The sequence below is a fragment of the Sphingobium sp. genome (assembly GCF_033795625.1).
Lineage (GTDB): Bacteria > Pseudomonadota > Alphaproteobacteria > Sphingomonadales > Sphingomonadaceae > Sphingobium.
This window is the reverse complement of sequence record NZ_JARYGI010000150.1, coordinates 1-541: the sequence shown is the minus strand read 5'-3', so window position 1 is coordinate 541 and position 541 is coordinate 1. Positions and strand designations below refer to the sequence as shown.

Sequence of the window (541 nt, the reverse complement as noted above, 5' to 3'; positions counted from 1 at the left end):
ATGTCATCGAATATCTCAAAACGCCGCCGAACCGAACGCGGCTCGCCTCGCTGATCGGGCGCATGGGAATCACGCCCCGTGATCTGCTCCGCGAGAAGGGCACACCCTATCACGAGCTCGGCCTCGCCAATCTTGCGTTGAGCGATGACGAGCTGTTGGACGCGATGATCGCACACCCGATCCTGATCAACCGGCCGATCGTCGTCTCGCCGCTGGGCGTCAAATTGTGCCGACCCTCAGAGGAAGTGCTCGATCTGTTGCCGAGCCAACAGCGCGGCGCTTTCACTAAAGAGGATGGTCAGCGTGTTATCGATGCCGCTGGCAAGAGGGTCGAGGGATGAGCGCTGTTAACGCGCCGACCAAACCGGCGATCAGCGGTTTCGAACGCTATCTGAGCCTTTGGGTGGCGCTGTGCATCATCGTGGGTATCGCGCTCGGCTATGCGCTGCCGGGCCTCTTCGCCGCTATCGCCGCGGCCGAGATCGCCCGTGTCAATCTCGTCGTGGCGGCGTTGATCTGGCTGATGATCATTCCGATGCTG

The 541-nt window shown here is 61.4% G+C and carries 1 protein-coding gene and 1 pseudogene; both read left to right on the top strand.

Annotated elements, in window-relative coordinates:
• The coding region (locus QHC67_RS19110; protein WP_319296750.1) for an ArsC/Spx/MgsR family protein at positions 1 to 341 on the top strand (341 nt) is incomplete at its 5' end.
• Positions 338 to 541: pseudogene (locus tag QHC67_RS19105) on the top strand (arsenical-resistance protein); the annotation flags it as partial. The gene QHC67_RS19110 and the pseudogene QHC67_RS19105, both read left to right, overlap by 4 nt.